This window comes from Pseudomonas fluorescens group sp., assembly GCF_020093335.1.
Taxonomy (GTDB): domain Bacteria; phylum Pseudomonadota; class Gammaproteobacteria; order Pseudomonadales; family Pseudomonadaceae; genus Aquipseudomonas; species Aquipseudomonas petroselini.
In genome coordinates, this window is the sequence record NZ_JAIOKW010000042.1 from 22,758 (window position 1) to 48,437 (window position 25,680).

Genomic DNA, 25,680 nt, shown 5'->3' on the forward strand with positions numbered 1-25,680 from the left:
TCGATATGAACCCAACTTGGGGAGCGATGATTCTAGGTGGCGGTGTGATGGCCCGCTTGCTATGTCAGGTCATACTTTGACAAAATCGGGCCATGCCGCCGACCTTCACCTTTTCGCCTTACAAACCGGACAGCCCCGAAGCGGTGGTGACATTGCGCGAGTACCCGTCCGGCACAGTATTTCCACGCCACACTCACCGACGCGGGCAGTTCGCCTACGCCTCCACAGGCGCGTTGAAAATGTTCACCGATCTGGGTAATTGGGTCGTGCCACCCCAGCGGGCGATCTGGGTGCCGGGTGGGGTGTCGCATGAGATGCACATGCGCGGCGACGTGGTGATGCTCAACACCTACTTGGACGACGCCGCCGCCCGGCGCGCCGGGTTGCAGGACTATTGCCAGGTGTTTGGCGTCTCGCCGCTGCTGCGTCATCTATTGGAAGCGGCGCTGGCGATTGGGCCTTCGGCCTCGCCCAGCGTGCGTGATTGTTGTGTGCTGACCCTGCTGATCGATGAAATCGGCACGATGCCCGAGTTGCCGTTGAGTGCGCCGCTGCCTTCGGAATCGCGCCTGGCCCGTTCTTGTCAGCGCTTCCTTGACGCGCCCACGCAGAAAATCTCGATTGGCGAGATGGCCGATTGGTCGAGCATGAGCCGGCGTACCTTCACGCGTAATTTTCGTGAATGCACGGGCATGACCTTTGTGTCGTGGCGCCAACAGGTCTGCCTGCTGGAAGCCACTGCGCGGCTCAGCCATGGCTCGTCCATCACCGATGTGGCCTTCGAGCTGGGGTTCAGCAGCTCCAGTGCGTTCACCTCGGTGTTTCGCCGTAACCTGGGGGATTCACCGGCGCGTTACCTGGCCAAGTCCAAGGCCGCTTCCATCTTCTGAAAGGAAGAAGGGGCCAACGTGGTGAATGCCAGTCAGTTAAGAAGCAGCAAGAGCGAAAAGTAACCCGTGGCGAGGGCGCTTGCTCCCGCTGGACTGCGCAGCAGTCCCAGTCTTTTGAAACAAAGCGCTGGGGCCGCTCCGCGACCCAGCGGGAGCAAGCTCCCTCGCCACAGGTACTGTGTGCATCCTTAACTGACTGGCATTAGCCAACGTGGTGCCTTTTCCCCCAGCGGTACCGCGCTGAGCCGCGCCCTTTGTTACTATCGTCGTCCCTTGTCACCAGGAGTCACCGCCCCATGCAGCACCAGTGGGATGAAATGCACCGCACCCGCAAGCCCACGTTCCTACTGTGCGGCGAGCCTCAGGGCGATGTGCTCAATCTCTATGTTCATGGTTATTCGGCGTTCTTCAACCGGCAACAACTGGGCAGCTTCAAGGCGCAGTTGGCGGGCATCGAAGGCTCGACCAACCTGATGCTGTTCTGGCCGGCGGGGCATTTCCTGGAAAACCTGTTTGCGCCCTTCAAGGACGTCATGGGCGCGATGCTCGGCGGTGGTAGCCTGGGCGCGGCGACCGTCGGCGTGGGCAAGGCGATTGCCTATTTTCTCGACCACTACAAAAGCGTCGAGGCGCGGGTGGACGAAGTCGCGAGGAGCCTGCTGCCTGAACTGGCTAACTACCTGCACGGCGAGTCCCTGGCAGTCCGGCGTATCAATCTGATCGGCCATTCCCTTGGCGCGCGCATTCTGGTCAAGAGCCTGCTGGCCAACCCTGAGGCCGCCCGCGAGCTGCCATTGGACAATCTGTTGCTGATGGGCGGGGCGATCTGCACATCGAGCCCGTGGGACGACGTCTCGGCGCCGCTTAAAGGGCGTGTGATCAATTGCCACTCCAGCAAAGACTGGGCCTTGGCGCTGAAACCGGACACTGAACGGTGTATCGGCCGCTATGCGATCCCGGTGACGCCGGCGCTCAAGGCCAAGGTCACCAACGTGCACTTGGCGACGTTCGATCACGCCGCCTATTGGCCGCAGTTGCAGACGGTGGTGCAGTACACCGACCTGCTGCACGAGCGACGCGGCATGATCCGTTCCGACCAGCGCAGCCCTGAGGTACGGTTTGCCGAAGAGGACGCGGAGCTGTTCCCGGCGCTGGTGCAGGCGCGGCCCGAAGAGTTGAAGTTCCTCGCCGAACTGATGGCGCAAAAACGCAGTGCATCTATAGACGGCAATGTTCGTGAGCCGCTCAAGCTGGCCATCGAGTTGCAGCGCATGGGCGGTGACAGCTTCATGAACATGGCCCGCGGGCACGGCGTGAGTTATCGCCAGATCGCCGAAGATGTGGTGCAACGGCTGGGTATCAAGTTCGACGAGTCTCTGGATACCGTCGAGTTGGCCGCGCTCGAGGCCCGGGTCGCCGAGAAGCTCATTGAGCAGTACAAAGACAAACTCAGCAACGCTGACCGCCAGGTGTTCGACGCGGAGCTCAAGGCCGCCGCGCAGAAGGAACAGGGGTTGTTCAGCCGGTTCGATGTCGGCCGATCGGCCACCACGGCGTTGAGCGGCACGGCGCTGGCGGGGCTGACCGGGTTTATCCTGCGTCGTGGTGCGGCCACGGCTATTCCTGTGGTCGGCCAGGCCCTGGCTGCGGCGATGCTGCTGGTGAGCGGGGTGCGTGCGTTTTCCGGCCCGGCGTATTCGATCACCACTCTGGCGGTGCTGGTGATTGGTGTGATTCGCCAGCGCATGGAGCGTGAAGCGCTGAACCAAGAGATGGACCTGGTGGTGCAAGTGGTAGAGACGTTCGACCTGCCACGGGAGACGGTGATGCGCACGGTCGCGTCCGACTGATAAGCTGCGTCTCTATCGAGTGTGTTTGCCTGGGATACCGTGTGAAATTCAGCCTGCCAAAAATCGCTACCGCCCCGTTTTGCCCGCCGGAAGTGGCCGGCTCCGTTGCCGTTGACCCCAAGGCTTCGTTCTTCAAGCGCGTGGCGATGTTCGCCGGCCCGGGCCTGCTGATTTCCATTGGTTACATGGACCCCGGCAACTGGGCCACGGCCATCGAAGCCGGCTCGCGCTACGGTTACAGCCTGTTGTTCGTGGTGCTGCTGGCCAGCCTGGCGGGGATGGCGGTGCAGTGCCTGTGCTCGCGGTTGGGCATCGCCACCGGCAAAGACCTGGCGCAACTGTGTCGCGAGCGCTATAGCAAGCGCTCCGCACGCACCCAATGGGTGCTCGCGGAAATCTCCATCATTGCCACCGACCTTGCCGAAGTGCTCGGCTGTGCGCTGGCTTTTCACCTGCTGCTGGGGGTGTCGCTGACCACCGGCATTGTCATCACTGCCTTCGATACCTTACTGATCCTTGCCCTGCAAAATCGCGGTTTCCGCCGCCTGGAAGCGATCATGCTGGCGCTGGTGGCGACCATCGGCGTGTGCTTCTTTATCGAGTTGGTATTGATCAAACCTTACTGGCCGGACGTGTTCAGCGGTTTCACCCCATCGCTGTCGGCCATCAGCGATGCTGCGCCCCTGTACCTGGCCATCGGTATTCTCGGGGCTACGGTAATGCCGCATAACCTCTACCTGCACAGCTCCATCGTGCAAACTCGCCTGATCGGCAAGGACCTAGCCAGCAAGCAGGACGCGGTCAAGCTGGCGCGCATCGACACCATCGGTTCACTCGCCCTGGCCCTGCTGGTCAACGCCGCGATCCTGGTGCTCGCCGCTGCCGCCTTCCATAAGACTGGCCACACCGATGTGGTCGAAATCCAGGACGCCTACCACCTGCTCGACCCCCTGGTGGGCGGCGCGTTCGCCAGCATCCTGTTCGGCATCGCCTTGCTGGCGTCTGGGCAAAGCTCAACCTTCACCGGCACCATCGCCGGGCAGGTGATCATGGAGGGCTACCTCAACCTGCGCATTCCCTGCTGGCAGCGGCGCCTGATCACCCGTGGGCTGGCGCTGATCCCGGCGTTCCTGGGGGTATGGCTGATGGGCGACGATGCCATCGGCAAGCTGCTGATCCTCAGCCAGGTGGTGCTCAGCCTGCAGTTGCCGTTCGCGCTGTATCCATTGATCCGCATGACCGGCGATAAACAGTTGATGGGGCCGTTCGTGAATCGGTTGCCGACACGGTTGTTGGCGTGGTTCCTGTTTGCGGTGATCAGTGGGGCGAATGCCTGGCTGATTGGCCAGTGGGTGTTCTGATCGAAGCGGTGCAGCCATTGAAATGATCTAAACCAGGATCGCCAAGGACGTGTATTGGGCGACTTGCGGATCGGCCGTCAACAGCTTCATCGGTTCGCTCATGGCTGTTGCCACGATGAGCCGATCAAAAGGATCTTTGTGATGATGCTCAAGATCCTTAACCGCGATGGCATGTTCTGAAGTGACGGGCAGTTCGACGAATCCGCTTTCGAGGCAGTACTCACGGATTTCCTCCAGATCTACAGTGAGTTTCCCCAGGCCGACCTTGATTGCCATCTCCCAGAATGTTGCAGCGCTGATGTAAATCTCTGCTGCATTCTCAATCAGCTTCCTGGCTTTGCTGGACAGCTTCGGGTCTTCAGTCAGCGCCCATAGCAGGATATGGGTATCCAACAACACTCTCATGGACGGCTGCCTTCAAAGGCATCCAGTAGATCGTCAGGCAACGCTGCATCGAAGTCTTCGGGAATGACGAGCTTACCTTTCATAGCTCCGATTCGCCGACCCTTGGATTTCCCGAGGGGCACAAGCTGTGCCATCGCACGTCCATGCTTGGCAATGGTAATGACCTTGCCCGCGGCGGCCTCATCAACCAATTTCGACAGATTATTTTTAGCTTCACCCAGAGGAACGGTAATCATGTGGTTGTCCCCATATTTTGGCCAAATATAGCCAAAACTAGGTGCGCTATCAAAGACGGCACGACCGCCGGTTGAAGCGACTCGCTCATAGCGCGATATTTTCTGGTACGTGACTTCCATGGCAAATCTCTCAAAAAGATGCCCTCAAAGTCTGCCGCAACATACCAAGGCGAGAAATACTGGCCCAAAAATTCAGAACGGACCTACCTATTGCTGTAGGGGGATTTACTTCGTAGCTGGGTTCTTTTCGACAGCTTGGTTCTCCTCGACCCTGACAGGTCACCGATCCCAATACGGCACCCCCCCAAAGCATTCCACAAAGTAATCAATCACCGTCCGCACTTTCAGCGACAAGCGCCGGCTGCCCGGCCACAGTGCCGCAATCTGCTGCGGCTCCAGGGTAGTTGCCACTTCATACTCCGTCAGCACCGCCTGCAACGTGCCGGCACGCAAGCCTTCGCCGATCAACCAGGAAGGAAACACCACCAACCCCAGCCCTTGCTCGGCGGCGTGGGTCAGGGTGTCGGCGTGGTTACCGGTGATTGGGCCCTTGACGCTATAAGGCGTCCACTCAGCCTGGCCCTTGCGGAAGAACCAGCGTTGCTGGCCGGTGACGCCTTTGTAGGCCAGGCACTGGTGGTTGATCAGTTCGTCAGGGTGTTGGGGCGTGCCGTGCCGAGCCAGGTAGGCAGGGCTGGCGGCGAGGCGAAAGCGCTGGGGCGCGAAGATGCGTGCCTGCATGCTGGAGTCGTTGAGCACACCGATACGGAACAGGAGGTCGGTGCCATCTTGCAGTGGGTCGACGTAGGTGTCGGTTTGCTGGATATCCAGTTGCAGCTTGGGGTAGCGCCGGCACAATTCGCCCAGCCAAGGGGAAATGTGGCGCTGGCCGAAGACCATCGGCGCATTGATGCGCACCAGTCCGCTGGGTTCGCTTTCCTGTTCCTGCAGGGCCTGGCCGGCGGCTTCCAGTTGTTCCAGCATCAACCGCGCATGCCGCCCGAGCAGGCGCCCGGCCTCGGTGGGGCTGACCGCACGGGTGTGGCGATACAGTAACTGTTGGCCGAGCGCCTGTTCCATCAACTGTATTTGCCGGGAAATGGAGGAGGGCGCCAGGCCCTCGCGGCGTGCCACTTCGGAGAAGCTGCCAAAGTCCAGCACGGCGACAAACAGGCGCAGCGCCTTGAAACTCAATTCATTCAAGCCTTGCATCACGTCTCCAGGCTGTGCGTTTTACGCAAAGGTGTTGTCGGCATGCTCCCATTTATCGCACAGGACGGCCACTGGATAATGCGCGCCATCCAATCCTTTGTTGATGTGCAGGTGATGTATGCAAGCAAGTTCTCTCGAAGGCGTGGCGCACGCCAAGCCGAAAAAAAATGGCCTGCGGCTGCTGTTGTTGCCGCTGGTGATCCTGGCCGGCATGGGCCTGTCGGTGGAGGCGGGTTTGCTGGGGCCTTTGGGTGTGCAGGTGGGGCATTTATGGGCGACGTTGAGCATCTTCGGTGTCGGTTCGGCGATCCTGTTTTTGCTGCTGCTGTTCAGCGGCCCGCAAAAGGGCCCGGCGCTGTCCGAGCTGCCGCGCTGGCAGTTGATCGGCGGCTTCCTGGGGCCGATCTACGTGGTGGTGCTGACGCTGGCCACGCCGCATATCGGTATCGCGATGACCATGATCGCGATTTTGTCCGGGCAGGTTGGCAAGAGCGTGCTCATCGACCATTTCGGCTGGTTTGGCGCGGCGCGCAAGCGGGTCAATAGCGAGCGCTGGATTGCCCTGGCGCTGATTGTGGTGGCACTTGTTCTGATTGCACGAGGTTAAGGCGATGAATCTGATTCTGTTACTGGTCGTGGTGGTTGCCGCAGGGGCGGTATTGAGCGTGCAGGCCGCCATCAATGGGCGCCTGGGCCAAACGGTAGGTGTATTGCGTGGCAGCCTGGTGACCTTCGTGGTGGGCGCGATTGTTACCGCGTTGCTGATTCTGTTCTTTGAACCCGCCCAGGCGGTGAGCCTGCTGGACGTGCCGAAATGGCAACTCACCGGCGCACTGTTCGGCGTGGTCTACATGATGGTGATGGTCGGCGCAGTGCCGGTGGTCGGTACGGCTGTTGCCACGGTCGCGGTCATCGTCGGTCAATTGGGCATGGGCATGCTGATCGACAACTTCGGCTGGCTGGGCAACCCGGCCATCGAACTGTCGGGCAGCCGGATCGTGGCAATGGCGTGTTTGGCGCTGGCGCTGGTGTTCATGTACCGCAGCAATACCCGCACCGACTGATGGTTTGAACCATCGACGACGGGCCGCAGTCACTGCTTAAGGTGCCGGCGCCCGCCGCACCGGGACGACCATGAAGAAGGAGTCTGACCATGCCAGATGAGACCTGTGCCTGCCCACACTGCAAGTGTGTGCTGGGTGTTGACGCGGTAATGAAGGACGGTAAAGGCTATTGCTGCCAGGGCTGTGCCGAGCACCATGCCCATGGTGAACCGTGTTCGGCGGCCACTGGCTGCGAGTGTGCCAAGTCGGCCAAGGGCTGAACGCAGTCAAAATGTGGGGCTGGCTTGCCGGCGATGGCGGTGAGTCAGTCACCTTGGATCATCGATTGACACCCCCTCATCGCAGCAGAGGTATCTACACAGCACTGTAACGACCACCCTAACCACGATGCGAAGCGAGCCGCTCTTGATCTTGATCTAGCTTTTGATCTCAGGCGCCCCGTCAAACACGCTGGCCGTAATTCGACAGGGATTTGGGGGGTAAACCGGCAGGGATGCCGGTTTAGCCGCCCCGCGCCATGGATGGCGCGTGGCGGCGGCCCCCCAAATTCCTGTCGGATTACGGGCACACCGAGCGTGAGCGAGGTGCCGAGTGTTGGGGCAAGAGCGTTTTGCTTACTTTTGCGCTCTTCAAAAGTGAGCCGCCGTAAGGGCGGAACCCATAGCAGCCGTTACCTAAATAACGGATATGTACCCGGTCTGATCCAACATCCAGGCCAGCTGTCAGGCCGCCAGCGGGAGCAAGCTCCCTCGCCACAGGTCCTGCGCCATACCCAGAGTGGTGTAGATACCGATGCCCGATGGCGCTGAATCAGTCACCTGATGAATCGACTGACACACCGCTATCGGGGGCAAGCCCCCTCCCACATTTGGATCGCGGTCTAACCGTTAGATGGCGGTGGGCTGTCAGGCAGCCGGCGGGAGCAAGCTCCCTCGCCACAGGTTCAGCGCCATAGCCAGAATTGTGTAGATACCGATGCCCGATGGCGCTGAATCAGTCACCTGATGAATCGACTGACACACCGCTATCGGGGGCAAGCCCCCTCCCACATTTGGATCGCGGCCTAACAGTTAGATGGTGGTCGGCTGTCAGGCAGCCGGCGGGAGCAAGCTCCCTCGCCACAGGTCCCGCGCTATAGCCAGAATTGTGTAGATACCGATGCCCGATGGCGCTGAATCAGTCACCTGATGAATCGACTGACACACCGCTATCGGGGGCAAGCCCCCTCCCACATTTGGATCGCGGTCTAACCGTTAGATGGCGGTGGGCTGTCAGGCAGCCGGCGGGAGCAAGCTTCCTCGCCACCGGTCCAGCGTCATATCCAGAGTGGTGTAGATACCTAGGGCCATCGAGCTCCCACAGGTAAGCTGCGGTTTATTCCCTATTGGGTTTCCAGTTCAAGCCGCAAGCTATGGTCAGACAGGTGCTGGCTATCCTTCACCACTGCGCGGGTACGCCGCCCCTCCAGCGCAAACACCACGGTCTGCGCCGCGTGCAGATCGTCCGGCAAAGGCTGGAACACCTTCAGCACAGTCCCGCCAGCTCGCCGTTGCACGCTCACTTGGCACTCGACATGCTTGGCCATAGGCCCAAAAAGCGTTTCCTGGGTGTAATCAATGCGCGCCTTGCCATTGACCGGTATGGATAAATGCATGTTTGTCACTCCCTGATCAAGCCTGGGCGCGCGCGTCCGAGCGGCGCCATTGTACGTGGGTAATACCGAACTTTTCGGCTTGCTGCTGGCTGGTCTTCTTCACTTGCTCGCGGGCGAACCGACCGATACGGCCCACCCCTGCGTCACAGCTTGCCCAGTGCCAGGCTTCTGCTGCATCAAGCTTTTCCAGGCGAATGATGAAGGACTTGGGTTCACCGTGCAGGCTGTAGTCGATCACAAATAGTTTTGCGTTATTCATTGGTCCATTAACCCTCCATGTATAAACAAGTGATCGTCCCGTGCCGCAAAAATTCACTCGGATTCTCCAGCGGTCGTCATTACCATGGCGACTCTCCCTTGATCGATGTGCATGCCCATGGCCCTGGCCGCGCCCCCCGACCTCAGTGACCACGCCGTTCCCGTACAGCCCTTGGCGCGTGCCTACCCGCGTGGGCTGTACGTGGAGCCGCATAGCCATGAATGGGGCCAGTTGCTCTATGCCATGAGCGGCGTGATGTGGGTCGAGACGCCCCGTGAAGCCCTGGTGGTGCCGCCTCAGCGTGCGGTGTGGCTGCCGCCGGGGGTGGAACATGGGATCCGCGTGGTGTCGGATTTGCAGATGCGCAATATCTACCTGCGGCCAGCATTGGCAGCGACGCTGGACAGCCAGGTGCAGGTGATTGAGGTGGGAGGGCTGCTCCGCGAGTTGATCGTCACGCTGGTGGACGAGGGCGACAACGGTGAGGCGGCGTACTACGACGCGGTGGTCAGCCTGGCCTTGCTGGAGCTGCAACGGGCGCGCCGCTCGCCGATCCGCATCGCCATGCCGGTTGAGGCTGACCGCCGACTGATCAATGTCTGCCAGGCGGTCATGGCCGCGCCCTCCCTGGAGATCCCTTTTGAGCAACATGCCGAAACCGCTGGTGCCAGCGTGCGCACCCTTGCGCGGTTGTTCCAGCACAACCTGGGCATGGGCTTCGCCGAGTGGCGTCGCCAGGTGCAACTGGCCACGGCGGTGGCGGAATTGATCCAGGGCCAGTCGGTCAGCGGGATTGCCCGCTCGCTCGGCTATTCACCCAGCAGCTTCAGCGACATGTTCCGCCGCGAACTCGGCGTGGCGCCCTCGCACTACGCCGGTTGAACGGATGGCCGAAATCCTGAAGCACTTGGCCGATGCTTCAGGAATCGCCTCTCTACACTGAGCGCCTCTCACCACACGGCGCTGCTCACCATGAACTATCTGATTTCCCTCGCCATCGGCCTGTTTGTCGGCGTGATCTATGGTGCCCTGGATTTCCGCTCGCCCGCGCCCCCGGCCATCGCCTTGATAGGCCTGATGGGCATGCTGCTGGGCGAAAAGCTCTGGCCCATGGGCCGGCAGCTGGTGGGCACCTGGTTGTCTTGACCTCCTTTTTTTCTTCGATGGATATTGGCCATGAAAGCACTGCAATTTACTGCCACCGGCGATCTCGCCGCCCTCGGCTTTGTCGACGTCGCCACCCCGGTGCCGGCCGCGGGTGAAGTGCTGGTACAGATCAAGGCCGCGGGCCTCAACCCCAGCGACGTCAAGAACGTGCTCGGCCGCTTCCCCTACACCACCTTGCCACGCATTCCCGGCCGCGACTTTGCCGGTGTCGTCGTGGAGGGGCCACAGGAACTGGTGGGTCAGGAAGTCTGGGGCACCGGCCGCGACCTGGGGTTCTTTGCCGACGGTTCCCACGCCCAGTACCTCACCGTGTCGGCCAAGGGTGTGGCGCATAAACCCACCCACCTGAGTTTTGCCCAGGCCGCGAGCCTCGGCGTACCGTACACCACCGCCTGGGACGCCCTTGAGCGCAGTGGGGTGACCCAGGGCACGCGCTTGTTGGTGATTGGCGCCAATGGCGCGGTAGGCAGCGCGACCCTGGCCTTGGCGAAAATCCGCGGCGCCCAAGTGCTGGCCGCCGTGCGTCGACCGGAGCAGGTTGAAGTCTTGCAAGCGCAGGGCTTCGAGGCGATTGCCCTGGGCATGCCGGAAGAACTGGGTGCGCAGGTGAATGCCGTGTTCAAGGGCGGCGCCGATGTGATCTTCGACACCACCGGTTTCTGGCTGCCGGCGGCCGTGGCGGGCCTGGCGCCGTTCGGTCGTATCGCGATTATCGCGGCACCGGTGGACGGTCATGTGCAACTGCCGGCCCTGGCCCTGTATCGCAAGGGCGGCTCGGTGGTGGGGATCAATTCGCTGCTCTACAACGGCGAGCAATGCGCGGTGATGCTGGAACAGTTCGGGCGCTTCTTTGATGAAGGCTTGCTGCCGTTGCCGACGGGCTTGCGTGAAGTCGCGTTGGCAAATGGCGTGGAGTGTTACGAAGAAGTGAACCAGGGCAGCCCCGACAAAATCATCTTCCTGCCCTGACACGATGAAATGTGGGAGGGGCTTGCTCCTCCCACCTGTCGATCTCCATCAAGCTTCGGGAACACCTTTCTCCCAGGCCGGCCAGTTCTTCAGAATCGCCTGTACCAACGGGTTGCCCGTGCGGTACAGGTTCTCGAGCGCCGGCACGAAGCCGCCTTGATCGGCGTATTTCAGCAGGTTGTCCACTTCGCTGTAGCCAGGGTAAGGGCGGTCGAAGTCCGAGCCGGCACGTACCACCGCCAGGCGCTGGATATCCACCAAGCCTTCGCGGCTGGCGCGCAGCAACGCTTCATAGGTGGAGTTGTCTTCCTGCTGGGTGGTGCAGTATTCACCGTTGTTGTCGGTCAGCAGCTTGGTCCAGACTTCGGCACGTTCGCTGAGGCGTGTGCCGGAGAACCAGGTATTGCCGGCCAGCGTGTCGCAGCGGGTGACCTGCGGCGGTTGGTTGGCAGGGGCGGCGGGGTAGTGTTTGCGCCAGGCGCTGGATTCCTTGCTTTCCGTCAGCTCGACGTTGTGCGACAAGGCGAAGGCCTTGGCCTGCAATTTGGGATTCAGCTCAAACACTTCGGTCTTGTAGTCCAACGGGGGTTTTTCGTTGGGGCCCTTGGTGTTGATGCCGATATAGCCGGTCGGCCAATCCTTGGGCGCGTCCCGTGAGTCCAGCTCCCACTGGGTGCCGAACTCCACCAGGTAATGCGCCCAGGCGGCGGTGCCGAGGGTGCCGTGCTTGGGGCTGATACCGGCGATCCCGGCGATCAGGAAGTAGCTCTGGCGCAGGTCGAACTTGGGTGACAGCGCCAATGCCAACGTGGACGCGGCGGCATTGGTCTGGCCCATGCCCGTCACCAGCAGGCACACGTCCTGGGTGTTGCAGCGGATCACCGGGTATTCGGCGGACAGCCCTGGTACACGCACTTCCTGCTTGAGTTCCAGGCGATCAATCCAGGTTTGCGCCTCGGGGGCGAACATGGTGATCAGCATCACCTTGGGTTTGATCGGCGCAGGCGTATTCGCCAGCACCACATGGGGCAGCAGCGCCAGGCCGACAGCCATCGAGAAGCCGGTAACAGAGCGACGGGTAAATGCTTTCATCTATAGCTCCTTGATCAGAATTGGTAGCCCACGCCGGCGTAATAACCCCAGCCGTCGGAGCGGGCGCGGAAGTTGCCTTCGCCGAAATTCAACTCGCTGCCGTCTTCCCAGTTGCCGCCGTTATGGAAGTAACGGCCGACCAGGGTGAACCGCAGGTGGGTAAACGAATACAACAGCACGTTGGTGGCCACCACGGAATTGGCGGTGCGCGCCGGGTTGTCCTTGTGCAGGTCCGAGCCGAAATCGTAGTTGGTGAAGCCGATATAGGTCAGTGAGGCGCCGTTGTCGAATTTGCCGATGGGCACGATGTACTTCATTTGCGCGCGGTAACCGTCCCAGGAATATTCATTGCTGGCACCATAGTTTTCCCACTGGTAACGCCCGTAGAAGTTGGCCGACAGGTTGACCCGCGAGTGGGTGTCAATGTCGGTGCCGAGGCCGCTGTACAGGGTGTTGGCGCGATTTTCCTTATTGCTGCCGTGGTCGTAGATCCAGTCGAACGCGACATACCATTCCTTGAACGGCCCGATGGCGAGGCTGCGGCCTGCGAGGTAGTCGATGGAGATACGTGGCTCATGCTCCATGAACACGGGCGAGCCATGGTCCCACACGCCTTTGTCATTGCTGTTGCCGATGGTGAGGATCTTCGGCACGTCGATATAGCCGTATAGCTCGAAGGGGCCTTTGCGGCCGAAGTATTCGTACTCCAGGTAGATATCATCCTGCGGCTTGGGGCCGAAACTGATGTCTTTGCTGCCGATCAACGTCAGGTCCTGGTTGAACCAGTCCGACAGGTACACGCCTTTTTTTGCCGGGTTTGCCTCAGGGCTGAGCGTTTCGCCCTGTGCTGAGTCATCGACAGGTTTTTCCTGCGCCAAAATGGGAGCGCTGAGTACTCCCGTAACGGCAGCCAGTAGCAAGGAAACACCAAAGGAGGTAGGACGCCTTGAGGTGAAGTGCATTGAAAATCCCTATTCGTACGCGGTTTAGACCCGATGCTTCGGGGAGAGGTGAACTGGGTGGCCAAGTTCATACCGCAAACGTTTGCACAGGTTGTACCAACTTTGCTCAATCGATTGATCAGCCTGAAAAAAACTGGGATTAGTCGACCTTTTGGTCAGAATTGACTGGGTGTCATTTTTTCAATGCGCTGGAACAGGTGCATGGCTGTTTCCCGCCGATAGTCACTCGGCGTCTGGTTCATTTCGATCCGGAAGTGCCGGTTGAAATTGGACAGGTTGGCGTAGCCCACTTCAAAGCAGATATCGGCCACCGACATATCACTTTGCAGCAACAGCCGGCAGGCGCGTTGCACGCGGAACTTGCGCATCAAGTCGATAAAACCGTGGCCGGTGTTGCGTTTGAAGAAACGCGAGAAGCCCGGTTCGCTCATGTCCAGTTGTTGTGCGATCACCGACAGGCGCACATCGCCCGTCAGCTCACGCATCAAATAGTCAAACGCCTTGTTGATGCGTTCGGCGCTGCGTGCGTCCAGGGTCGGCGCATAGCAGGGGCTGGCCAGGGCCTTGACCTGTTGCGTCGGCGCATTTTTCAGGCTGTCGAGCAGTTGCAGGAACAGGATCAACCGTTGCAGGCCCTGGGCGTTGCCGATGGCTTCCATCAAGTGCGCTGCCTTTACAGCGGCCTCGCCAATAAATTCCAGGCCACGACGGGCCTGTTCGAACAACGCCGAGAGGTCCCCGAGCTCCGGCAGGGTCTTGCGCAGGGCGAGGAGGGCGGCGCCGTCGAATTGCAGCACCACGTCGCGGCCGCTCAGGTATTCGCCGGGCGCCAGCTCACCGATCCAGTCGTGGGGCAGATCGGGGCCGATCAGTGCCACATGCCCGGCACTGAACGCACCAATGTAGTCGCCGGCCACCAGCTTGCCGTTGCCCTGGCGGATCAGGTGGATTTCGAATTCAGGGTGGTGGTTCCAGCGCGCCAGCTCATAGGGATAGTCGTGTTCGAACCAGCGAAAGCAATGATCCGGTTCGGGCAGGATCACTTCGAGTTCGGCGGGACGGTGTTCGAACAGTTGGGCGCGGCTGATGGGCATGGTAATGCCTCTTGTATGGGTGGAATCGCCTCAAAATACGCGGGTTGGCGATACCCGCGCTACCCCCGGTTTCGCTTGGCACTGATACTTTTTTAACTGACAGGCGACGGTTAAAAAAGTATCAGTCGAGCATCCGCCCTGCGTTTGTGAGGGCCTGGCCAAGCTGCTGTAATCGGCCCTCAACAACAAAAACAACAGGTGGAAACCGCTATGTTCAAGCTCCCGCAAGCGTTGTTCCTGCTTTCCGGCCTGGCATTGGCCATGCCCGGCCAGGCTGCCGACACCGTCACCATCGCCACGGTCAACAACAGCGACATGATCCGCATGCAGCGCCTGTCCAAGGTGTTCGAAGCACAGCACCCGGACATCAAGCTCAACTGGGTGGTGCTGGAAGAAAACGTGCTGCGCCAGCGCCTCACCACCGATATCGCCACCCAGGGCGGGCAGTTCGACGTGCTGACCATCGGCACTTACGAAACCCCGCTCTGGGGCGCCAAGCACTGGTTGGAACCGCTGACCCAGCTGCCCGCCGATTACGACGCCGACGATATCTTCCCCTCGGTACGCCAAGGCCTGTCGGTCAATAACACCCTGTACGCCTTGCCGTTCTATGGCGAAAGCACCGTCACCTATTACCGCACCGACCTGTTCAAGCAGGCAGGCTTGACTATGCCGTCGCATCCTACCTGGACCCAGCTCGGCGAGTTCGCCTCCAAGCTCACCGCCAAGGATAAGGACCAATACGGTATGTGCCTGCGCGGCAAGGCCGGTTGGGGCGAGAACATCGCCTTGCTGAGCACCATGGCCAACGCCTTTGGCGCGCGCTGGTTTGACGAGCAGTGGACGCCCGAGCTGACCAGTCCCGAGTGGACCGCCGCGGCCAATTTCTACGTCAACACCCTCAAGCAATACGGCCCGCCGGGCGTGTCCAGCAACGGCTTCAACGAAACCTTGGCGCTGTTCAACAGCGGCAAGTGCGCGATCTGGGTCGATGCCAGCGTGGCCGGCTCCTTCACCACCGATAAAAGCCAGAGCAAGGTCGCCGACAGCGTCGGTTTTGCCGCCGCGCCGACCGAAGTCACTGATAAAGGCTCGTCATGGCTCTACGCCTGGTCCCTGGCGATCCCGGCCACGTCCAAGCACAAGGACGCCGCCAAGGCCTTTATCAGTTGGGCGACCTCCAAGGATTACATCCAACTGGTCGCCGACAAGGAAGGCATCACCAACGTACCGCCTGGCACCCGCCAGTCCACCTACAACGAGGCGTACCTGAAGGCCGCCCCGTTTGCCCAGGTGACCCTGGAAATGATGAAACACGCCGACCCCGCGCACCCATCGGCCAAGCCGGTGCCGTACGTGGGCATTCAATACGTGACGATCCCTGAGTTCCAGGCCATCGGCACCTCGGTCGGCAAGCTGTTCTCGGCGGCGCTGACCGGCGGCATGTCGGTTGACCAGGCCCTGCTGCAAGCGCAGTCCACCACCGAGCGCGAGATGAAACGCGCCGGTTATCCGAAGTGATTTTTGACGGGACATACCCATGAAACGACTGGAAGGTAAGAGCGCGCTGATCACCGGATCGGCGCGCGGTATCGGCCGCGCCTTCGCCCAGGCCTATATCGCCGAAGGCGCCACGGTGGCTATCGCCGATATCAACCTGCAACGGGCCCAGGCCACAGCGGCTGAACTGGGCCCACAAGCCTATGCGGTAGCCATGGACGTCACTGACCAAGCGTCCATCGACAGCGCGATTGCCGCCGTGGTGGCCCAGGCCGGCAAGCTGGATATTTTGATCAACAACGCGGCGCTGTTCGACCTGGCGCCCATCGTCGACATCACCCGTGACAGCTATGAACGGCTGTTCTCGATCAACGTCGCCGGCACGCTGTTCACCCTGCAGGCCGCTGCGCGGCAGATGATCGGCCAGGGCCACGGCGGCAAGATCATCAACATGGCCAGCCAGGCCGGGCGCCGGGGCGAGGCGCTGGTGGCGGTCTACTGTGCGACCAAGGCAGCGGTGATCAGCCTGACGCAATCGGCGGGGCTGAACCTGATCAAGCAGGGCATCAACGTCAACGCCATCGCACCGGGCGTGGTGGATGGGGAACATTGGGATGGGGTGGACGCGTTATTTGCCAAGCATGAGGGGCTGGCGCCCGGCGAGAAGAAAAAGCGGGTAGGGGATGAGGTGCCCTTTGGACGGATGGGCACGGCGGAAGATTTGACCGGGATGGCGATCTTCCTGGCCTCGCAGGAGGCCGACTATGTAGTGGCCCAGACCTACAACGTCGATGGCGGCAACTGGATGAATTGACGCCGCCTACTCGGCGAAACTGCGATCAAAGAAGTAAATGTCCCCAGGCTTCAGGTTTTCCACCGTCGCCTGGGGCCTGCCGCCTTCACCCTGCTTCTTGCGCCCCGTCTCCCGCAGATACCCCGCCTCGGTCAGCTTCAACATGCGCTGGCGAATACTGGTCTTCAACACCGGCCGTGCCAGCACCAAGGAAAAGATAGTGGTCGCTTCCGGCGCGCTGAATTCATTGCCCAGGAACATCAGCGGCAAGCTGCTGTACAGCGACTTTGAAAACAGGCGTTCCTGTACCGATGCCACGATCATGTTGTGATCGAACGGCAGCTTGATGCTGCCGTCCGCCACGGCATTCAGTGAATACCAGGCTTGATGCTCGCCGAGCGTCACCTCATCCGCCACGATCGCCAGGTAGTACGTGGACGACGACCAGCAACGCGGATCGCGAAACGCATCGCCCACCGTGCCGACTTGCTCGCTCCAGGCCAGTTCAAACCCTACCTTGTCACTCGCCCGCAAGCGCTCCACCGCATCCTGGAGGCGCAGATCTTGCACGCCGCCATTCACCACCACCCCCGGCAACGCCCAGTGTCCGGCGAACGGCTCGGCGTCGCGTTTGTTCAGCAGCAGCTTCAATTCGCCCGCGCGGCGGCAGTAGAACAGTACGCACAGGTCGACGGTGTGGAGGTAGGCGCTAAGCGGCATGTGAACTCCTTGCGAATAACAATGGGGCACAGTCTAACGGATCAAACAGATATGTCATGTACTGACGCCAGGATAGATAACCAAATGTTTCTTGCAATGAAAGTACATGACGTGTACTTTTGTTTCCAGGCCACAGGAGAAACGCCATGACCCTCGCGAAAACCGCCATTGCCTCATTTGACGTCGACGCCCAGAAGTTCTGGAACCTTACTAACTGTTAGGGATGGATTACATGATGTAAAACAATGACTTGGCAGATCTAACGATTTTGGGCGAATTTCTGTCTAGTACGGCTTTTTTGTATCTGCGCTCGAATCGCTTGCAGACGGCAAGCGATAAACTTGCTTTTTCCCCATCACTCATCTGCGCCAGAATCGGTAGCATTAATCCTCTTCCAGTATCGATGGACAGTCGATAGAGCTAGGCCGGTCTCGCGTGCAATCTGCGATTGATTCATCCCTGCCGCTTTAAGCTCGCGAACGACGCTTTCGCTCTGTCTATTCTGAGGCTTGCCTGGGTTACGGTGGGCGACCTCTCCGTCAGGGAGCTGCTCAGCAAGAATTTCCAGACCTCCTTCTTTCTCGAAAGCTCGGAGCTGCTTTAAAGCAGTCTCCATAAGAGCGGTATAGGGGGTATTTAGCTTTTTGGACATGCATAGAGCTAGGAGCGCTAGAGGGTCTATTCGAAGGCCCTCAGCAAGGCTCTCGAACTTCTCAAGAGTGATGCTTGTTTCGCCACGCTCGAGGGCGCTGAGCTTGGATTTCGCGGAGGCGTCGGAAAGATCTTCGTGTCGAAGCTGACGCTGCAGGCGCAGGGCCCTGATTGCGCCTGCGAGAGCGATTCTAAGTTGCATGGCTTACTCAAAAGTCAGGATATAGCCACACAGGAGGGTTTCCGTTAAATATCAAAATGAGGTAGTATTGCGCATGGTTTGATTTGAAAGCAGAATTCACCAGCCCTGTAGCTGCATCCGCAAAGTCATTCTTGGCAATTTATGGAAAATGTAGGTGAGCGGTCAGCACTCCATGGAGTGCAGCGGGCTGGCCGTTCAGTGAGCCTCAGAGCCTCGTGCGTACGATCTATCGCTCCTAACCAATTCAAGAGGCTGCACATGGTTGAAGTTATTGATGAGGGGCTTTTGGAAGGCAGTGGAGTTCCTTTAGCTGGCTCAGAACTCAGTCTGGAAGACGCAATGGCTGCAGCCAGAAAACGCTACAAATGGATGCCCCTCTGCGCCGTAGAAGAATGGACAATCCTAGACGCCATCGTCACCGACGCCGAGCGAACCAAAGTATCCGCTGCCGGATGCCAGCCAATGTTTATGTTTGCCCACAAGGTCGTGGATGACGAGCAAAGACGTTTTGAACCCGGCCACTGGGTCAGGTCGAGTATGGGCACTGCGTTCAACGACGGCTTTCTGTTCGAAACACGGAATAGCGTCTATGTGCTGCTCGGGCCGGGTCATCGCAAATCAGCAACCATCAAAGAGATCTTCTCTCTATTTTGAATTAACCAACCGGGCTGCTTTGCGTCCGCAGAAAACTGAGGCACCTGATGTTCAGAACTGAAGACTCAGACGCTATTGGCGTTCCAGGATTGTTCGGCGAAGGCTTGATGCACTGGCAGGGTGTGTCACGGGTGCTTAGATCGCACTGGTATCACCTGACCGTCCGAATCACCGAGCAAGGTCGCAGCACCGAGTTTACAAGGATGATTGAAGGTGAGCACAGACTGCAGCAATTACTTGTGCAGCAAAATGCAGGGGAAGTGATAGTCGACGTGCAAGTGGTTACCCCGCCTTGGATGAATAACTGCGATGCCTGGGGTATGTATCGCGTCGTTAAGGTGACTATTGGTGACGATAATAACGACTTTGAAGTCAGCGTGATCGAGGTGGACAGTGGGGCTGTTTACCACAACTCACACCGCCCAGGTTTTCAAATTCAGTTACTACAGAACTGCCGGCCAATTTTTCTCGAATCCATGATTCGATCAGTCTGAAAATTACCAACAATCTTGCACGATACCAACGCGTCTGGTTCCGTGCGGAATTCCTGATAACGCCTTGCGGAATAGCTCCGGAGCGAAGTGATGCTCGACACGATAGATGTAAATTTTCACGGAAAGCGCCACACAGATTTCGATCTCAAGCGAATAATCAAAGCCCAGGAACAAGGTTTTGATGTGCCAGTGACCGCCTATCTCTGCGGTGTTTCCATCAGGGCGCGCGCAGGCATCGGTGTTGTTTTTGGCCACAAGCGCAAAGACCGGTACGGGCGGTTTGGCGATGGCCACCTGATTCGGACTTCTGACGTTCTGAAAGTTGAGCGTGAGGGGCGGTTTTGGGTAATGACAACCGTAAATTCGCGGTACGTGCTAGCTACGTTCCAGCGTGACAATGGGCGTGCGAGCCTTCGTCAGTTTCTGCGTTTGTCTAGGGGGCAGCACCATCTGTCCCCGCACGTGCTGCAGTAGGGGAGTGGGCCCCGTATCAAAACCACGCAGAACTTAGCACTATTCACGTAGTGGCAGAGCATAGACGTAGCGGCGTAGGAATGGCGCTACTGGAGGCGTATGCGCTGGACGCGGCAGCACAGGGATTCACTCAATTGCGTTTAAGTGTACGGCCTGAAAACCCTGCGAAATTTATGTACCAGAAAGCGGGTTTTCTGCACACCGGGACGGAGGCACATGGATACCTCAGGTATGAGCGCCACGCTTGATGGTCACGTCAGTGACGCCCCAGAAGCCGGTAGCCATCCGGGGCATATGATGGTGTTGAGTTTAGGCATATACAGGCGGAAGCCGGGTTGCGACTTGCCCCCAGCATCTTGTGATCTCTTTAATAATGCCGCTGTCACCCAATTTGTTCGTAGAGACCTCACTTACTGAAAGATGCTCTAACAGCCACTCATCTGTCCATCCCGCCCATTCACCTGCAATGGATTTAAGGTTTCCCTCAAGTACAGGGAAAACTTCAGCCCAAAGGATGCTGTGAATTTCTCGGGGCGAATAACCTGTTTCTAGGACTACACGAGCGACATAGTCAAAAGTCGAGTCAGTGATCTTAGTATCGAGAAAGAACTCTGAAAGTGCCTGCCAAATCTTCAGGCGGTTTGCGTCGACGTTTTCCATGCATACCCGAAGCTTGGACGGCACCCGGCGGCCAGAGGAAATAGTAGCAGAAAGCGTTCAGACAGATATTCTCCGCCAAGAAGGGCCGTTTTCGACCCAAAGCAATCGCCTACTCGCAGGCGACCGCGTTCGGCAAGGATGTGACCATTCAAAAGTTCGGGAACAATCTTCCGACCTTGTTCAGCCCCACAAGCCGAATGAATCCCAGCGGGCTGACAGGCTCGGACAGGTAAGTACCGTCCCTAGGATTCATCGCGATTGTCTGCTCACCATTCCACCAAAGCAGATCTCCGTTGTCAGAAATACTCCATAGCATGTAGCTGGACAGATCAAGGCTGTGCCAGCGCTCGGATTTTATGAATTCCCAGCCAGTGTTCTGCTTGCGCAGATTGAGGTTCGGGTTGTCTGAATCGCCCAGAATGGAAAAAAAACCATAGGGACGAGCCCCGAAGTCCTGAAGCACCGCCTCCAGTTCAGCCTTGACCTTAGGCATGTCCAAAATTTTTCCTTTTTAAGCTCTCAATCTGATGCCGCAATATAGCTAATGAGGGTGCCCTTTGGTAATTCTCGTTGGTACAGGCGAAGGACATCAGGCAGTTGCTGCCGAATCAATGGTTACAGATCTAGCTTATGCGATCTATTGTTCCGCTGTGAAACGCATGTAAACGACACTGGTAGGTGAGGGAAATGGGTATCCGTCTAGAAATTTTAGCGCTTGAGCAACTGTTGCTAGAGCCAGAAACGAGAAAGAATGACGGGCTGCTTAAACAGCTGCTTTCCGACGACTTCGTTGAGTTTGGAGCTGTCGGCAAAAGCTGGACGAAAGCGGAGGTCATCGCTGCACTCACATCACAGATTTTTGTTAAAAGAACAATCGTGGATTTCAGTCTGCGTGTGCTTGCAGATGGTGTCGTGTTAGCAACGTACCTATGCCGTCACCAAAAGTAAGCGTCCGGCAGACACACCTTGACCACACCATTCTCCCCCGTGCTCCTCAAAACCACGCTCATTTGCAAGGCTTTAGTAAGCGCTTGGTTAAGTCACCGTGGTTCGGAATTCGCGCTTAGAAAACTCAATAGATAGTGAAGTGGGACGCCTCAGACCTCGGCAGATGGTGCGGATAAGATAAAGATTCGGTCGTCTTGGATTACCAGACCCATTCTCCGCGCCTTAGCTTCGGTTATCAGCGCCCATTATCAGACTGAGGAGCTTTTTAGCAGGTCAACTCCGAGCGCGAGAACGTTCGTTCAGCTACTGCCCTTATGCTGATGAGGTTGCCAGATTTGCACGGGCCCACTCCTCAGCGGTCGTGACTTGAGTCGACTGCTGCGCGTTGAAAGTGCCTGCTTTAGGCCAGGCCACGCCTCTGCCCTGGGCGAACACAGCGCGGTACTTCTTGATGTGATGCGTTGGGTCTCTCTCCAATTCTTGGAGCAAGTACGGAACAGTCCACACGTTACGTTTGAACGGGCGACCCAGTACACGTTCGAGGAGGCTCGCAACCTCTCCGTACGTCACTGTATCTCCCGAGAGGTACACAATCTGATCGCGGAAGCGAGGTTCGAAGAAAACAATTTCCGCTGTCAACGCACCAATGTCTTCTGGAGTCGTGAGCGTCACGCTGGTCTCAAGACTGCCTAGCGCGTTCACGGTATCGTTTTCGAAGTCAACCACCTCGAATACTGGCTCGAATAGAAAGCTGGTGAACATACCCGTCGAGATGATTACCCATTCAGTTTTATCCTGGGCGCGAAGCAATTCGCGTACATCAAGCTGAGCATCGAACAGATCTTGAGGACTGCCCCGACCGATTACCTCGAAGTCGACACCAAACTGCCAAGGAAAGTAGCGCTTCACACCGGACTTGAGAGCTGCTGTAGCCAGCTTCATCGGGGTTTCCCGGCCTGCAACCATGCCTGCGCAGCCTATTACGGTATCGAACCGTGCGAACACTTCAGCCAACTGATCGATTGAATTATTCACGAGATCTGCGGCCACCATCTGGATGCCAAGATCTCGAAGCTCATCGATTTCGACCTTTTTCTCGGGCACCTGAGTGTTGATGGTCGAATCCCTGAGCAGGACGCTGATTGTGGAGCCGGGCGCGCGCTTTGCTACTCGCGCAAGATTGCGCAGAACCGGCAGCCCAAGCTCACCGGCGCCTAGAACGAGAATGGATTGGGGGGAAAGCTGGGTCACTTCGGTCATGATTTCTCCTGAGACCTGTTGCCTGTAAGATGAACAAATGCTTGCACGATTAGGCAACGTTCGTAAGAAGGCACACCTGTGATACCAGAGAATGAAATGACCGATCAGGAGGCTCTCAGCCAGGCAGAAACAATTTGCCGAACGCTTAGAGAAGACGATGATGGCGTCAGACGAGAAGTGCTTGCTCACGCAGGTAGCCGCTGGTCGTTAGGTATTCTGCATGCCCTGGGGGTTTACGGCACGATGCGCCATGCCGAAATAAAAAGGCAGATGACTGGGGTGACTCAGCGGATGTTAACCAAGACGCTACGCTCCATGGAGCGGGATGGGCTAGTGGTTCGGCGGGAGTTCGGTGAGATTCCGCCACGTGTCGAGTATGAGCTGACGCCGCTGGGTATGGGACTGTTGATCCGCATGTCACCTATCTGGACTTGGGTTGTCGAGAACGTTGAGGATTTCCGCAAGGCGCGGCGTATTTTCGACAGTCAGGATGACAAAAAACCCGCATGGCAAATACCTCCATCGACACCATTAGATTCAGACGCGTCGGACTGAATGTAGCTCATAGCGTGTTAGGAGCCCTGTGCCCATTGATGCGGTAGTAATTGGTCAATTGCACTGGCCCTCTGTGTCGGCAACCGCGTCAGTACATCCTTGAGATACGCGAACGGATCATGCCCATTCATGCGTGCCGATTGAATCAAGCTCATAATTGCCGCCGCTCGTTTACCGCTGCGCAGTGATCCGGCGAAGAGCCAATTCGAACGGCCAAGGGCCCAAGGCCGGATCGTATTTTCGACCCGATTGTTGTCGATGGGCACAGCACCATCATTGAGGTAGCGCGTCAGCGCTACCCAGCGTTTCAGGCTGTAATCCAGAGCCTTGGCTGTGGCCGAGCCCTCGGGCACAAGTTCGCGCTTAGCCAGCATCCACTCATGCAACTTCTCCGCGATAGGAATCGCCATTTCTTGACGTAATCGCCAGCGATCTTCATCGCTCATCTCTTTGGCCTTTCGTTCAACCTCGTATAGGCCGCCGATTGAGTGCAGCGCCTGTTCGGCCAGTTGGCTTTTGTTCGCCACATGCAGGTCGAAGAACTTGCGGCGAGCATGGGCCATGCAGCCGATTTCGGTGATGCCCCCTTCGAAGCCGGCCTTGTAGCCTGCGAAGCCATCGCAGACCAGCTTGCCGTTCCAAGTGCCCAGGAAGTTGCGCGCATGTTCGCCAGCACGGCTCGGGCTGAAGTCGTAGACTACCGCCTTCAGTGCCGAGAATGGTGTCGTGCAGTAGGCCCAGACATACGCTCGGTGCGTTTTCTTTTCACCCGGTGCCAGCATCTGCACGGGTGTTTCATCGGCATGGACGACTCGCTGGGCCAGCACTGCCTCGCGCATTGCTTCCACGAGCGGTTGCAGTTGTACGCCGGTTTGACCCACCCACTGCGCCAGTGTCGAACGGGCGATGGGCAGCCCGGCGCGGCCGAAGATTTTCTCTTGGCGATACAGCGGCAGATGGTCGGCGAACTTGGCCACCATGATGTGGGCCAGCAGGCCTGCGGTCGGGACGCCTTTGTCGATGACGTGCGCCGGTACCGGCGCCTGGATTAGCGTTTCACACTGCTCGCAGGCCCACTTTCCACGGATGTGACGCTCGACGGTGAATACGCCGGGCGTGTAGTCGAGCTTTTCGCTGGCGTCTTCGCCGATGCGCTTGAGGGCGCAGCCGCACTGGCAGTGGCTGTTGTCCGGTTCGTGATGGATCAGTGTGCGAGGAAACTGCGGTGGCAGCGGTGCGCGCTTGGGTTGCTGGCGCACTTTGGCTTCGACAGGTGCCGGTTGCAGCGCCTCAAGTTCGGCTTCGATAGCGGCGATATCCGTATCGATCAAGTCGTCGAGCAGGCTGGCTTGATCCGGGCTCAACTGCTCGCTGCGCTTGGCAAACTTGAAGCGTTTGAGCAGCGCGATCTCGTGGGCCAGTTTCTCGTTGACCGACTTGTGATGAGTGATTTGCTTGTCCATTGTCTCGACGCGCTGGATCAACTGCGCCGCCAGGGCACGCAGTTGTTCAGGGTTTAATTGATCGAGATTTGGATGCAAAGTCATGCCGCCGATTTTGCCAGAGAGGGCTGATGGCGACGATAGACTGATGGGCCAATTGCGCTGGCAAGCACGCCATGGCAGATGTTAAAGCATCGAGATGATTCCGCCTGCACCGACGCGCTGCCAAGGTAAACCGAGCACCAGGGCCTGAAGTTGCTCGGCATCCAACTCAACTTCGGAGCCGTGTCGCACACCCGGCCAGAAGAAGCGTCCTTGATTCAAACGCCGGGCGGCAAGCCAAATCCCCACGCCGTCATGCACCAGCACTTTCATTCGATTGGCGCGGCGGTTGGCGAACAGATACCTGTGTCTACTCACGGGTAGGTATAAGACTTGTTATGCATAACCTTAGGGCGCACTCAGTTGCCAGGTGAGTTCGCCGAACGCTTACAATTTCGCAAACTCGAACAAGATCTGGCTGCTCAACTGGCTGCGCTTGAGTCGATGAAATCCGATTCTGGCTTGCAGGCCGAGATGCAGTTTGAGAGCAAACTACGCGGTCTGCTGGCTGAGTACGGCTACAGCCTGCGTGACGTAATCAATCTGCTTGGATCCTACGGCTGCTAAGCGTGGCAAATCGGCTCCGTTGTCTGCGCCTGCAGAGAAGGGTACTCGGAAGGCACGTTCGTTGAAAGTTTACAAAAACCCGCATTCGGGCGAGATCGTTGAGACCAAAGGTGGTAATCACAAGCTGCTTAAAGCCTGGAAAAATGAGCATGGTTCGGATGTCGTAGAGTCTTGGCTTTCGAAGTGAATTACAGTTAGCAGACGCAAAGGCCCTCAATGAGGGCCTTTTTTTTCGCAGTCCGCTTTGCCATGTCAACGCTTCGTACTAGCTAAAGATCCCACCTACTCGGTACCTAGGCCCCTATCGATACACGGGTACAGGTAAAGCTTTGCTGGTTTCAGCCGAAACATTCCGAACGGAGAAAAAACTGGCTACGGCAGGCTACTACTGAACCATCCTGGGCTCTATCAGACGTCGACTTCATAGAACGTTCGCCTTGGAT

At 58.4% G+C, this 25,680-nt stretch carries 31 protein-coding genes and 2 pseudogenes; 18 read left to right on the top strand and 15 right to left on the bottom strand.

What is annotated here, in order from left to right; all coding sequences use genetic code 11:
• Window positions 1-92: 92 nt before the first annotated feature.
• The 3 genes from K7431_RS26710 (at window position 93) to K7431_RS26720 (ending at window position 4,101) form a co-directional block, all read left to right on the top strand.
• Window positions 93-890 (top strand): AraC family transcriptional regulator, encoded by a 798-nt coding sequence (locus K7431_RS26710; RefSeq protein WP_012723672.1) that lies wholly within the window; start codon window positions 93-95, stop codon window positions 888-890.
• Window positions 891-1,186: 296 nt separating this feature from the next.
• Entirely contained in the window at window positions 1,187-2,740 is a 1,554-nt protein-coding gene (locus K7431_RS26715) for a DUF726 domain-containing protein (protein ID WP_043205190.1), read from the top strand.
• 41 nt (window positions 2,741-2,781) lie between these two features.
• Entirely contained in the window at window positions 2,782-4,101 is a 1,320-nt protein-coding gene (locus K7431_RS26720; protein ID WP_012723674.1) for an Nramp family divalent metal transporter, read from the top strand.
• A gap of 27 nt (window positions 4,102-4,128) precedes the next feature.
• On the opposite strand, the gene K7431_RS26725 is transcribed toward K7431_RS26720, so the two are convergent.
• From K7431_RS26725 to K7431_RS26735, 3 genes are all read right to left on the bottom strand, one after another.
• Window positions 4,129-4,506 carry a type II toxin-antitoxin system VapC family toxin gene (locus K7431_RS26725; protein ID WP_012723675.1) on the bottom strand — a complete coding sequence of 126 codons (378 nt, stop codon included), beginning with the start codon at window positions 4,504-4,506 and terminating at the stop codon, window positions 4,129-4,131.
• Window positions 4,503-4,862: a type II toxin-antitoxin system Phd/YefM family antitoxin gene (locus K7431_RS26730; protein ID WP_012723676.1), complete on the bottom strand. Its 360-nt coding sequence runs from the start codon at window positions 4,860-4,862 to the stop codon at window positions 4,503-4,505. The genes K7431_RS26725 and K7431_RS26730 overlap by 4 nt, the downstream gene beginning before the upstream one ends.
• A gap of 159 nt (window positions 4,863-5,021) precedes the next feature.
• The gene (locus K7431_RS26735) at window positions 5,022-5,954 is read right to left on the bottom strand and encodes a LysR family transcriptional regulator (RefSeq protein WP_012723677.1); all 933 of its coding nucleotides are present in this window, start codon (window positions 5,952-5,954) and stop codon (window positions 5,022-5,024) included.
• 118 nt (window positions 5,955-6,072) lie between these two features.
• On the opposite strand from K7431_RS26735, the gene K7431_RS26740 reads away from it, so the two are divergent.
• The 3 genes from K7431_RS26740 (at window position 6,073) to K7431_RS26750 (ending at window position 7,278) form a co-directional block, all read left to right on the top strand.
• A complete protein-coding gene (locus K7431_RS26740; RefSeq protein ID WP_043205192.1) occupies window positions 6,073-6,561 on the top strand; it encodes a DMT family transporter in 489 nt (162 codons plus the stop codon).
• 4 nt (window positions 6,562-6,565) lie between these two features.
• On the top strand, window positions 6,566-7,018 hold the full coding sequence (locus tag K7431_RS26745; protein WP_012723679.1) for a DMT family transporter: 453 nt from the start codon (window positions 6,566-6,568) through the stop codon (window positions 7,016-7,018).
• 89 nt (window positions 7,019-7,107) lie between these two features.
• On the top strand, window positions 7,108-7,278 hold the full coding sequence (locus tag K7431_RS26750) for a metallothionein (protein WP_012723680.1): 171 nt from the start codon (window positions 7,108-7,110) through the stop codon (window positions 7,276-7,278).
• Window positions 7,279-8,399: 1,121 nt separating this feature from the next.
• Here K7431_RS26750 and K7431_RS26755 read toward each other — a convergent pair.
• Together K7431_RS26755 and K7431_RS26760 are read right to left on the bottom strand one after the other, a co-directional pair.
• Complete coding sequence (locus tag K7431_RS26755; RefSeq protein WP_043205193.1) at window positions 8,400-8,672, bottom strand: hypothetical protein; 273 nt, start codon at window positions 8,670-8,672, stop codon at window positions 8,400-8,402.
• Window positions 8,673-8,688: 16 nt separating this feature from the next.
• On the bottom strand, window positions 8,689-8,931 hold the full coding sequence (locus K7431_RS26760) for a DUF6555 family protein (RefSeq protein ID WP_012723682.1): 243 nt from the start codon (window positions 8,929-8,931) through the stop codon (window positions 8,689-8,691).
• Window positions 8,932-9,048: 117 nt separating this feature from the next.
• Here K7431_RS26760 and K7431_RS26765 point away from each other — a divergent pair, with 117 nt between their 5' ends.
• The 3 genes from K7431_RS26765 to K7431_RS26775 all read left to right on the top strand — a co-directional run bounded on the left by K7431_RS26765 (window position 9,049) and on the right by K7431_RS26775 (window position 11,067).
• Window positions 9,049-9,813: an AraC family transcriptional regulator gene (locus tag K7431_RS26765; protein WP_085983648.1), complete on the top strand. Its 765-nt coding sequence runs from the start codon at window positions 9,049-9,051 to the stop codon at window positions 9,811-9,813.
• 90 nt (window positions 9,814-9,903) lie between these two features.
• Window positions 9,904-10,077 (top strand): DUF1427 family protein, encoded by a 174-nt coding sequence (locus K7431_RS26770; RefSeq protein ID WP_012723684.1) that lies wholly within the window; start codon window positions 9,904-9,906, stop codon window positions 10,075-10,077.
• Window positions 10,078-10,107: 30 nt separating this feature from the next.
• Window positions 10,108-11,067: a quinone oxidoreductase family protein gene (locus tag K7431_RS26775; protein WP_012723685.1), complete on the top strand. Its 960-nt coding sequence runs from the start codon at window positions 10,108-10,110 to the stop codon at window positions 11,065-11,067.
• 48 nt (window positions 11,068-11,115) lie between these two features.
• On the opposite strand, the gene K7431_RS26780 is transcribed toward K7431_RS26775, so the two are convergent.
• The 3 genes from K7431_RS26780 to K7431_RS26790 all read right to left on the bottom strand — a co-directional run bounded on the left by K7431_RS26780 (window position 11,116) and on the right by K7431_RS26790 (window position 14,215).
• Window positions 11,116-12,159, bottom strand: a complete 1,044-nt coding sequence (locus K7431_RS26780) for a purine-nucleoside phosphorylase (RefSeq protein WP_012723686.1) — start codon at window positions 12,157-12,159, stop codon at window positions 11,116-11,118.
• Between the two features lie 14 nt (window positions 12,160-12,173).
• Window positions 12,174-13,121: a nucleoside-specific channel-forming protein Tsx gene (locus tag K7431_RS26785; protein ID WP_012723687.1), complete on the bottom strand. Its 948-nt coding sequence runs from the start codon at window positions 13,119-13,121 to the stop codon at window positions 12,174-12,176.
• Window positions 13,122-13,276: 155 nt separating this feature from the next.
• Window positions 13,277-14,215: an AraC family transcriptional regulator gene (locus K7431_RS26790; protein WP_012723688.1), complete on the bottom strand. Its 939-nt coding sequence runs from the start codon at window positions 14,213-14,215 to the stop codon at window positions 13,277-13,279.
• Window positions 14,216-14,425: 210 nt separating this feature from the next.
• Here K7431_RS26790 and K7431_RS26795 point away from each other — a divergent pair, with 210 nt between their 5' ends.
• On the top strand, window positions 14,426-15,736 hold the full coding sequence (locus K7431_RS26795; RefSeq protein WP_012723689.1) for an ABC transporter substrate-binding protein: 1,311 nt from the start codon (window positions 14,426-14,428) through the stop codon (window positions 15,734-15,736).
• A gap of 19 nt (window positions 15,737-15,755) precedes the next feature.
• Complete coding sequence (locus K7431_RS26800) at window positions 15,756-16,529, top strand: L-iditol 2-dehydrogenase (protein WP_012723690.1); 774 nt, start codon at window positions 15,756-15,758, stop codon at window positions 16,527-16,529.
• A gap of 6 nt (window positions 16,530-16,535) precedes the next feature.
• On the opposite strand, the gene K7431_RS26805 is transcribed toward K7431_RS26800, so the two are convergent.
• Both K7431_RS26805 and K7431_RS26810 read right to left on the bottom strand, forming a co-directional pair.
• A complete protein-coding gene (locus K7431_RS26805) occupies window positions 16,536-17,228 on the bottom strand; it encodes an NUDIX hydrolase (protein ID WP_012723691.1) in 693 nt (230 codons plus the stop codon).
• Window positions 17,229-17,583: 355 nt separating this feature from the next.
• The gene (locus tag K7431_RS26810; protein ID WP_043205197.1) at window positions 17,584-18,081 is read right to left on the bottom strand and encodes a helix-turn-helix domain-containing protein; all 498 of its coding nucleotides are present in this window, start codon (window positions 18,079-18,081) and stop codon (window positions 17,584-17,586) included.
• A gap of 258 nt (window positions 18,082-18,339) precedes the next feature.
• Here K7431_RS26810 and K7431_RS26815 point away from each other — a divergent pair, with 258 nt between their 5' ends.
• From K7431_RS26815 to K7431_RS26830, 4 genes and pseudogenes are all read left to right on the top strand, one after another.
• On the top strand, window positions 18,340-18,735 hold the full coding sequence (locus K7431_RS26815; protein WP_043205199.1) for a DUF6957 family protein: 396 nt from the start codon (window positions 18,340-18,342) through the stop codon (window positions 18,733-18,735).
• A gap of 47 nt (window positions 18,736-18,782) precedes the next feature.
• A complete protein-coding gene (locus K7431_RS26820) occupies window positions 18,783-19,229 on the top strand; it encodes a hypothetical protein (RefSeq protein ID WP_012723693.1) in 447 nt (148 codons plus the stop codon).
• Between the two features lie 90 nt (window positions 19,230-19,319).
• On the top strand, window positions 19,320-19,703 hold the full coding sequence (locus tag K7431_RS26825) for a hypothetical protein (RefSeq protein WP_043205200.1): 384 nt from the start codon (window positions 19,320-19,322) through the stop codon (window positions 19,701-19,703).
• A 17-nt stretch (window positions 19,704-19,720) separates the two neighbouring features.
• Window positions 19,721-19,951, top strand: a pseudogene (locus K7431_RS26830) (GNAT family N-acetyltransferase); the annotation flags it as partial.
• Window positions 19,952-20,012: 61 nt separating this feature from the next.
• Here K7431_RS26830 and K7431_RS26835 read toward each other — a convergent pair.
• Together K7431_RS26835 and K7431_RS26840 are read right to left on the bottom strand one after the other, a co-directional pair.
• Window positions 20,013-20,363 carry a DUF7079 family protein gene (locus K7431_RS26835; RefSeq protein ID WP_080567181.1) on the bottom strand — a complete coding sequence of 117 codons (351 nt, stop codon included), beginning with the start codon at window positions 20,361-20,363 and terminating at the stop codon, window positions 20,013-20,015.
• A gap of 148 nt (window positions 20,364-20,511) precedes the next feature.
• Window positions 20,512-20,856: a hypothetical protein gene (locus tag K7431_RS26840; RefSeq protein WP_043205202.1), complete on the bottom strand. Its 345-nt coding sequence runs from the start codon at window positions 20,854-20,856 to the stop codon at window positions 20,512-20,514.
• A 194-nt stretch (window positions 20,857-21,050) separates the two neighbouring features.
• Between K7431_RS26840 and K7431_RS26845 the strand changes: the two genes are divergently transcribed.
• Window positions 21,051-21,311 (top strand): nuclear transport factor 2 family protein, encoded by a 261-nt coding sequence (locus K7431_RS26845; protein WP_043206216.1) that lies wholly within the window; start codon window positions 21,051-21,053, stop codon window positions 21,309-21,311.
• 312 nt (window positions 21,312-21,623) lie between these two features.
• On the opposite strand, the gene K7431_RS26850 is transcribed toward K7431_RS26845, so the two are convergent.
• A complete protein-coding gene (locus K7431_RS26850; protein WP_003173940.1) occupies window positions 21,624-22,571 on the bottom strand; it encodes an aromatic alcohol reductase in 948 nt (315 codons plus the stop codon).
• 96 nt (window positions 22,572-22,667) lie between these two features.
• Here K7431_RS26850 and K7431_RS26855 point away from each other — a divergent pair, with 96 nt between their 5' ends.
• Window positions 22,668-23,126, top strand: coding sequence for a winged helix-turn-helix transcriptional regulator (locus K7431_RS26855; protein WP_003429427.1), 459 nt, complete (start codon window positions 22,668-22,670; stop codon window positions 23,124-23,126).
• Window positions 23,127-23,143: 17 nt separating this feature from the next.
• Here the strand turns inward: K7431_RS26855 and tnpC are convergent, their stop codons facing one another.
• Both tnpC and tnpB read right to left on the bottom strand, forming a co-directional pair.
• Window positions 23,144-24,673: an IS66 family transposase gene (gene tnpC / locus K7431_RS26860; RefSeq protein ID WP_012723698.1), complete on the bottom strand. Its 1,530-nt coding sequence runs from the start codon at window positions 24,671-24,673 to the stop codon at window positions 23,144-23,146.
• A gap of 81 nt (window positions 24,674-24,754) precedes the next feature.
• Window positions 24,755-24,988, bottom strand: coding sequence for an IS66 family insertion sequence element accessory protein TnpB (tnpB, locus tag K7431_RS26865; RefSeq protein WP_148270908.1), 234 nt, complete (start codon window positions 24,986-24,988; stop codon window positions 24,755-24,757).
• A 45-nt stretch (window positions 24,989-25,033) separates the two neighbouring features.
• Here tnpB and K7431_RS26870 point away from each other — a divergent pair.
• Window positions 25,034-25,424, top strand: a pseudogene (locus tag K7431_RS26870) (histone-like nucleoid-structuring protein, MvaT/MvaU family).
• Window positions 25,425-25,680: the final 256 nt, after the last annotated feature.